We start from the raw sequence: 8,971 nt of genomic DNA, 5'->3' as shown, positions 1-8,971 counted from the left end.
TCGGCGCGCGAGCTGTACGAGATCCGCACGCTGTTCGGCGTGATGTTCCAGGACGGTGCGCTGTTCGGGTCGATGAACCTGTTCGACAACGCGGCGTTCCCCCTGCGTGAGCACACCAAGAAGAAAGAAAGCGAAATCCGTGACATCGTCATGGAGAAGCTTTCGCTGGTGGGCTTGGGCGGCGACGAGAAGAAGTTCCCCGGCGAGATCTCCGGCGGTATGCGCAAGCGCGCCAGCCTGGCTCGGGCACTGGTGCTCGACCCCCAGATCATCCTGTGCGACGAGCCGGACTCGGGTCTGGACCCGGTGCGAACCGCATACCTGAGCCAGCTGATCCTGGACATCAACGCCCAAATCGACGCCACCGTGCTGATCGTGACGCACAACATCAACATCGCTCGCACCGTCCCGGACAACATGGGCATGTTGTTCCGCCGCAAGCTGGTCATGTTCGGGCCTCGGGAAGTACTGCTGACCAGCGACGAGCCGGTCGTGCGGCAGTTCCTCAACGGCCGTCGGATCGGGCCCATCGGCATGTCCGAGGAGAAGGACGAGGCCACCATGGCCGAGGAGCAGGCCGCGTTCGAAGCCGGCCAGCACGCCGGCGGCGTGGAGGAGATCGAGGGTGTCCCGCCGCAGATCGTGGCGTCCCCCGGCATGCCGGAGCGCAAGGCGGTGTCACGTCGCCAGGCCCGGGTGCGCGAGATGCTGCACACGCTGCCCAAGAAGGCTCAGGCCGCGATCCTTGACGACCTGGAGGGAACCCACAGATACCAATCGCACGAGTTCGGCGGCTGAGGGGCAGGGCACGGCCGGGTTCGCCGAGAATTCGCCGCAACTTGCCGCCTCGCCCCCTTGACGACGAGGCCCAAACGGGTCAATCTGTTGGTCAGTATGTGTCCACGGGAAAGTCGAGATGCCAGCCAGCGCCGATGTCCCGAAGGGCTGGGATTGATGGGCAGTTGAGGAATGATCGACCCTGCGCTATTGTTGGACGTTGCGCTGGCTACCTCCTGCCCACCTCACCCGCCACTGACATTGTGGTTCTAGGTTGAGTCGCCCTCTGCGGCTCAACTGTCTAGTTGCGTGCGTGAGATCCGGACAGTTCGTTTGCCGGCATAACCGACACAATGTCGCGGCAAACAGTTCCGGTGGCTGCCGGTTCCACGTGAGTCGCATGAGGTGCTGGAAGGATGCATCTTGGCAGGTTTCCGCCAGAACAAGACGGATCGCCCACAAAGTTCCTCGCAGGGAAGTTCCTCGAACGGCTCCGTGCCCGGGGCGCCAGACCGAATCTCCTTCGCCAAGCTGCGCGAACCTCTCGAGGTTCCGGGGCTGCTCGACGTTCAGACAGACTCGTTCGAGTGGCTGATCGGATCGCCGCGGTGGCGGGAGTCGGCTCTCGCCCGGGGTGAGGGCAAGCCGGTGGGCGGCCTCGAAGAGGTGCTCTACGAGCTGTCGCCGATCGAGGACTTCTCCGGCTCGATGTCGCTGTCGTTCTCCGACCCGCGCTTCGACGAGGTCAAGGCGCCGGTCGACGAGTGCAAAGACAAGGACATGACGTACGCGGCCCCGCTGTTCGTCACGGCCGAGTTCATCAACAACAACACCGGCGAGATCAAGAGCCAGACGGTGTTCATGGGCGACTTCCCGATGATGACCGAGAAGGGCACTTTCATCATCAACGGGACCGAGCGCGTGGTGGTCAGCCAGTTGGTGCGCTCACCCGGTGTGTATTTCGACGAGACCATCGACAAGTCGACCGAGAAGCTGCTGCACAGCGTCAAGGTGATCCCGAGCCGGGGTGCGTGGCTGGAGTTCGACGTCGACAAGCGTGACACCGTCGGGGTGCGCATCGACCGCAAGCGCCGCCAGCCCGTCACCGTGCTGCTCAAGGCGCTGGGCTGGACCAGCGAGCAAATCACCGAGCGGTTCGGTTTCTCCGAGATCATGATGTCGACGCTGGAGAAGGACAGCACCGCCGGCACCGACGAGGCGCTACTGGACATCTACCGCAAGCTGCGTCCGGGCGAACCCCCGACCAAGGAGTCCGCGCAGAACCTGCTGGAGAACCTGTTCTTCAAGGAGAAGCGCTACGACCTGGCCCGCGTCGGCCGCTACAAGGTCAACAAGAAGCTGGGGCTCAGCGCCCAGCCGGCCCAGACGTCGTCGACCACGCTGACCCAAGAGGACGTCGTCGCCACGATCGAGTACCTGGTGCGCCTGCACCACGCCGCTCAGGATGGCCAGCCCGCGGTCATGACCGTCCCGGGCGGGGTCGAGGTGCCGGTGGAAACCGACGACATCGACCACTTCGGCAACCGCCGGTTGCGCACGGTGGGCGAGCTGATCCAGAACCAGATCCGGGTCGGCATGTCCCGGATGGAGCGCGTGGTCCGCGAGCGGATGACCACCCAGGACGTCGAGGCGATCACGCCGCAGACCCTGATCAACATCCGGCCGGTGGTCGCCGCGATCAAGGAGTTCTTCGGCACCAGCCAGCTGTCGCAGTTCATGGACCAGAACAATCCGCTGTCGGGTCTGACGCACAAGCGCCGCCTGTCGGCGCTGGGACCGGGCGGTCTGTCCCGTGAGCGTGCGGGCCTCGAGGTCCGGGACGTACACCCGTCGCACTACGGCCGGATGTGCCCGATCGAGACCCCGGAAGGCCCCAACATCGGCCTGATCGGGTCGCTGTCGGTGTACGCCCGGGTCAACCCGTTCGGGTTCATCGAGACGCCGTACCGCAAGGTCGTCGACGGTGTGGTCACCGACGAGATCCACTACCTGACCGCCGACGAGGAAGACCGTCACGTCGTCGCCCAGGCCAACTCGCCGATCGCCGACGAGGGTGAGAACAAGGGCCGGTTCGTCGAGTCGCGGGTGCTGGTGCGGCGTAAGGCCGGCGAGGTGGAGTACGTCGCCTCGTCCGAGGTGGACTACATGGACGTCTCGCCGCGCCAGATGGTGTCGGTGGCGACCGCGATGATCCCGTTCCTCGAGCACGACGACGCCAACCGTGCCCTGATGGGCGCCAACATGCAGCGCCAGGCGGTTCCGCTGGTGCGCAGCGAGGCGCCGCTGGTGGGCACCGGCATGGAATTGCGCGCGGCGATCGACGCCGGCGATGTCGTCGTCGCCGAGAAGGCCGGGGTGATCGAGGAGGTTTCCGCCGACTACATCACCGTGATGGCCGACGACGGCACCCGGCACACCTACCGGATGCGCAAGTTCGCGCGATCCAACCACGGCACGTGCGCCAACCAGTCGCCGATCGTGGACGCCGGCGACCGGGTCGAGGCCGGCCAGGTGCTGGCCGACGGTCCGTGCACCGAGAACGGCGAAATGGCGCTCGGCAAGAACCTGCTGGTGGCCATCATGCCGTGGGAGGGTCACAACTACGAGGACGCGATCATCCTGTCCAACCGCCTCGTCGAGGAGGACGTGCTGACCTCGATCCACATCGAGGAGCACGAGATCGACGCCCGTGACACCAAGCTGGGCGCCGAGGAGATCACCCGGGACATCCCGAACGTCTCCGACGAGGTGCTCGCCGACCTCGACGAGCGCGGCATCGTCCGCATCGGCGCCGAGGTCCGCGACGGCGACATCCTGGTCGGCAAGGTCACCCCGAAGGGGGAGACCGAGCTGACTCCCGAGGAGCGCCTGCTGCGCGCGATCTTCGGGGAGAAGGCCCGGGAGGTCCGCGACACCTCGCTGAAGGTGCCGCACGGCGAGTCCGGCAAGGTGATCGGCATCCGGGTGTTCTCCCGGGAGGACGACGACGAGCTGGCCGCGGGTGTCAACGAGCTGGTGCGTGTCTACGTGGCCCAGAAGCGGAAGATCTCCGACGGCGACAAGCTGGCCGGACGGCATGGCAACAAGGGCGTCATCGGCAAGATCCTGGCGGCCGAGGACATGCCGTTCCTGCCCGACGGAACCCCGGTGGACATCATCCTCAACACCCACGGGGTGCCGCGACGGATGAACATCGGCCAGATCCTGGAGACCCACCTCGGGTGGGTAGCCAAGTCCGGCTGGAATATCGAGGGTTCGCCCTCCTGGGCGGTCAACCTGCCCGAGGAGTTGCTGCACGCCGAGCCCGACCAGATCGTCGCGACCCCGGTTTTCGACGGCGCCAAGGAGGAGGAGCTGCAGGGCCTACTCTCGTCCACGCTGCCCAACCGCGACGGTGAAGTGCTGGTCGACGGTGACGGCAAGGCGAGGTTGTTCGACGGGCGCAGCGGCGAGCCGTTCCCGTACCCGGTGACGGTCGGCTACATGTACATCATGAAGCTGCACCATTTGGTGGACGACAAGATCCACGCCCGCTCCACCGGCCCGTATTCGATGATCACCCAGCAGCCGTTGGGCGGTAAGGCTCAGTTCGGTGGTCAGCGGTTCGGCGAGATGGAGTGCTGGGCCATGCAGGCCTACGGCGCCGCCTACACGCTGCAGGAGTTGTTGACCATCAAATCCGACGACACCGTCGGCCGGGTCAAGGTCTACGAGGCGATCGTCAAGGGCGAGAACATTCCCGAACCCGGCATCCCCGAGTCGTTCAAGGTGCTGCTCAAGGAGCTGCAGTCGCTGTGCCTCAACGTCGAGGTGCTGTCGTCCGACGGTGCGGCGATCGAGCTGCGCGAAGGCGAGGACGAAGATCTGGAGCGGGCCGCGGCGAATCTGGGAATCAACCTGTCGCGCAACGAATCCGCATCTGTTGAGGATTTTGCGTAACCAAGTCGGTAATTAATCCCGCAAGGGGAAAGGGAGTTACGTGCTCGACGTCAACTTCTTCGATGAACTCCGCATCGGTCTGGCCACCGCGGAGGACATCAGGCAATGGTCTTACGGCGAGGTCAAAAAGCCGGAGACGATCAACTACCGGACGCTGAAGCCGGAGAAGGACGGCCTGTTCTGCGAGAAGATCTTCGGACCGACTCGCGACTGGGAGTGCTACTGCGGCAAGTACAAGCGCGTCCGCTTCAAGGGCATCATCTGTGAGCGCTGCGGCGTCGAGGTGACCCGCGCCAAGGTGCGTCGGGAGCGGATGGGCCACATCGAGCTGGCCGCGCCCGTCACGCACATCTGGTACTTCAAGGGCGTGCCGTCGCGGTTGGGTTACCTGCTCGACCTGGCCCCGAAGGATCTCGAGAAGATCATCTACTTCGCGGCCTATGTGATCACCTCGGTCGACGACGAAATGCGGCACAACGAGTTGTCGACGCTCGAGGCCGAGATGATGGTGGAGCGCAAGGCCGTCGAGGACCAGCGTGACGCCGACCTCGAGGCGCGGGCACAGAAGCTCGAGGCCGACCTGGCCGAGCTGGAGGCCGAGGGCGCCAAAGCCGACGCGCGGCGCAAGGTGCGCGACGGCGGCGAGCGGGAGATGCGTCAGCTCCGTGACCGTACCCAGCGTGAGCTGGACCGGCTGGAGGAGATCTGGAACACCTTCACCAAGCTGGCACCCAAGCAGCTGATCGTCGACGAGAACCTCTACCGTGAGATCGTCGACCGCTACGGCGAGTACTTCACGGGCGCGATGGGTGCGGAGTCGATCCAGAAGCTGATGGAGAACTTCGACATCGACGCCGAAGCCGAAATCCTGCGGGATGTCATCCGAAACGGTAAGGGGCAGAAGAAGCTTCGCGCCCTCAAGCGGCTCAAGGTGGTCGCGGCGTTCCAGCAGTCGGGCAACTCGCCGATGGGTATGGTGCTCGACGCGGTGCCGGTGATCCCGCCGGAGCTGCGCCCGATGGTGCAGCTCGACGGTGGCCGGTTCGCCACGTCGGACCTCAACGACCTCTACCGACGGGTGATCAATCGCAACAACCGGCTCAAAAGGCTGATCGACCTCGGTGCGCCCGAGATCATCGTCAACAACGAGAAGCGGATGCTGCAGGAGTCCGTCGACGCGCTGTTCGACAACGGCCGCCGCGGCCGCCCGGTCACCGGGCCGGGCAACCGCCCGCTGAAGTCGCTGAGCGACTTGCTCAAAGGCAAACAGGGCCGGTTCCGTCAGAACCTGCTCGGCAAGCGCGTCGACTACTCGGGCCGCAGTGTCATCGTGGTCGGCCCGCAGCTCAAGCTGCACCAGTGCGGTCTGCCCAAGCTGATGGCGCTGGAGCTGTTCAAGCCGTTCGTGATGAAGCGGCTCGTCGACCTCAACCACGCGCAGAACATCAAGAGCGCCAAACGGATGGTGGAGCGTCAGCGTCCGCAGGTGTGGGACGTGCTCGAAGAGGTCATCGCCGAGCACCCGGTGCTGCTGAACCGCGCGCCCACGCTGCACCGCCTGGGCATCCAGGCTTTTGAGCCGATGCTGGTGGAAGGCAAGGCGATTCAGCTGCACCCGTTGGTGTGTGAGGCGTTCAACGCCGACTTCGACGGCGACCAGATGGCCGTACACCTGCCGCTGAGTGCCGAGGCGCAGGCCGAGGCGCGCATCCTGATGCTGTCGTCCAACAACATCCTGTCGCCGGCGTCCGGCCGCCCGCTGGCCATGCCGCGACTGGACATGGTGACCGGGCTGTACTTCTTGACCACCGAGATCGACGGCGACGCCGGCGAACACGTTGCGGCTGCGAAGGACCGTCCGGAGGTGGGCGTGTACTCCTCGCCGGCCGAGGCCATCATGGCGTTCGACCGCGGCGTGCTGTCGGTGCGGGCCAAGATCAAGGTGCGGTTGACGCAGCTGCGTCCGCCGGCCGAGGTCGAGGCCGAGTTGTTCGGCGTCAACGGCTGGCGGTCGGGCGATGCCTGGACCGCCGAGACCACGTTGGGCCGCGTGCTGTTCAACGAACTGCTGCCGCACGGCTATCCGTTCGTGAACAAGCAGATGCACAAGAAGGTGCAGGCCGCAATCATCAACGACCTGGCCGAGCGCTTCCCGATGATCGTGGTCGCGCAGACCGTCGACAAGCTCAAGGACGCCGGCTTCTACTGGGCGACCCGAAGTGGCGTCACGGTCTCGATGGCCGACGTGCTGGTGCCGCCGCGCAAGAAGGAGATCCTCGACCATTACGAGGAGCGCGCCGACAAGCTCGAAAAGCAGTTCCAGCGTGGTGCTCTGAACCACGACGAGCGCAACGAGGCGCTGGTGGAGATCTGGAAGGAAGCCACCGACGAGGTCGGGCAGGCGCTTCGCGAGCACTACCCCAGCGACAACCCGATCATCACGATCGTCGACTCGGGCGCCACGGGTAACTTCACTCAGACCCGAACGCTGGCCGGCATGAAGGGTCTGGTGACCAATCCCAAGGGTGAGTTCATCCCGCGTCCGGTCAAGTCGTCCTTCCGTGAGGGGCTGACCGTGCTGGAGTACTTCATCAACACCCACGGTGCCCGAAAGGGCTTGGCGGACACCGCGTTGCGCACCGCTGACTCCGGTTACCTGACCCGTCGTCTGGTGGACGTCAGCCAGGACGTCATCGTGCGAGAGCACGACTGCCAGACCGAGCGCGGCATCGTTGTCGAGCTGGCCGAGCGCCAGCCGGACGGAACGCTGATCCGCGACCCGTACATCGAAACCTCCGCCTACGCGCGGACGCTGGGCGCCGATGCCCTCGACGAGGCCGGCAACGTCGTCGTCGCCCGCGGCGAGGACCTCGGCGACCCGTCGATCGACGCCCTGCTGGCGGCGGGCATCACGTCGGTCAAGGTGCGCTCGGTGCTGACGTGCACCACCGGCACCGGTGTGTGCGCGACGTGTTACGGGCGGTCCATGGCGACCGGCAAGCTGGTCGACATCGGGGAAGCTGTCGGGATCGTGGCCGCCCAGTCCATCGGCGAGCCCGGGACCCAGCTGACCATGCGCACCTTCCACCAGGGTGGGGTGGGTGAGGACATCACCGGCGGTCTGCCCCGGGTGCAGGAGTTGTTCGAGGCGCGGGTGCCGCGCGGCAAGGCGCCGATCGCCGACGTCACGGGGCGGGTCCATCTCGAGGACGGTGAGCGCTTCTACAAGATCAGCCTCGTCCCCGACGACGGCGGCGAGGAGGTCGTCTACGACAAGCTCTCCAAGCGGCAGCGTCTGCGGGTGTTCAAGCACGAGGACGGTTCCGAGCGAGTGCTGTCCGACGGCGACCACGTCGAGGTGGGCCAGCAGCTCATGGAAGGCTCGGCCGACCCGCACGAGGTGCTGCGCGTGCAGGGCCCCCGCCAGGTGCAGATCCACCTGGTCCGCGAGGTCCAGGAGGTCTACCGCGCTCAGGGTGTGTCGATCCACGACAAGCACATCGAGGTGATCGTCCGGCAGATGCTGCGCCGCGTCACCATCATCGACTCGGGCGCGACGGAGTTCCTGCCCGGCTCGCTGATCGACCGTGCGGAGTTCGAGGCGGAGAACCGCCGGGTGGTGGCCGAGGGCGCCGAGCCCGCGGCCGGCCGCCCGGTGCTGATGGGTATCACGAAGGCGAGCCTGGCCACCGACTCGTGGCTTTCTGCGGCGTCCTTCCAGGAAACCACGCGGGTGCTGACCGACGCGGCGATCAACTGCCGCAGCGACAAGCTGCAGGGTCTGAAGGAGAACGTGATCATCGGGAAGCTGATCCCGGCCGGTACGGGCATCAACCGCTACCGCAACATCGCGGTGCAGCCCACCGAGGAGGCCCGGGCGGCGGCGTACACCATCCCGTCCTACGAGGACCAGTACTACAGCCCGGACTTCGGCCAGGCCGCCGGCGCCGCGGTTCCGCTGGACGACTACGGGTACAGCGACTACCGGTAGTCAGGCGTTACGCCGAGCGTCACGTCAGCGTGGCCGTCGTGTCCCGACGTCACGCTGGCGTGACTCTCGGCGCCGGTAGGGCTCAATACACTGGCCGACGTGCTCATCGGTTCGCATGTCAGCCCGACGGACCCGTTGGCCGCGGCAGCGGCCGAGGGCGCGGACGTGGTGCAGATCTTTCTCGGCAACCCCAAGAGCTGGAAGGCGCCCAAGCCGCGCGACGACGCGGCAACGCTCAGGGCC

General features: G+C 65.9%; 3 protein-coding genes and 1 pseudogene. All 4 read left to right on the top strand.

Annotated features, from left to right (window positions below; translation table 11 throughout):
- Positions 1-798, top strand: a 798-nt coding sequence (locus tag AC2VOK_RS00635) for an ABC transporter ATP-binding protein (protein ID WP_428898749.1), incomplete at its 5' end; no start/stop codon positions are given.
- Between the two features lie 402 nt (positions 799-1,200).
- Positions 1,201-4,737 (top strand): DNA-directed RNA polymerase subunit beta, encoded by a 3,537-nt coding sequence (gene rpoB, locus AC2VOK_RS00630; RefSeq protein ID WP_428898748.1) that lies wholly within the window; start codon positions 1,201-1,203, stop codon positions 4,735-4,737.
- Positions 4,738-4,777: 40 nt separating this feature from the next.
- The gene (locus tag AC2VOK_RS00625; RefSeq protein ID WP_428898747.1) at positions 4,778-8,728 is read left to right on the top strand and encodes a DNA-directed RNA polymerase subunit beta'; all 3,951 of its coding nucleotides are present in this window, start codon (positions 4,778-4,780) and stop codon (positions 8,726-8,728) included.
- 99 nt (positions 8,729-8,827) lie between these two features.
- Positions 8,828-8,971 (top strand): annotated as a pseudogene (locus AC2VOK_RS00620) (deoxyribonuclease IV); the annotation flags it as partial.

Source organism: Mycobacterium sp. TH-M116 (assembly GCF_057473685.1).
The sequence above is the reverse complement of the archived record's forward strand: the minus strand, read 5'-3'. Positions and strand labels throughout refer to the sequence as shown.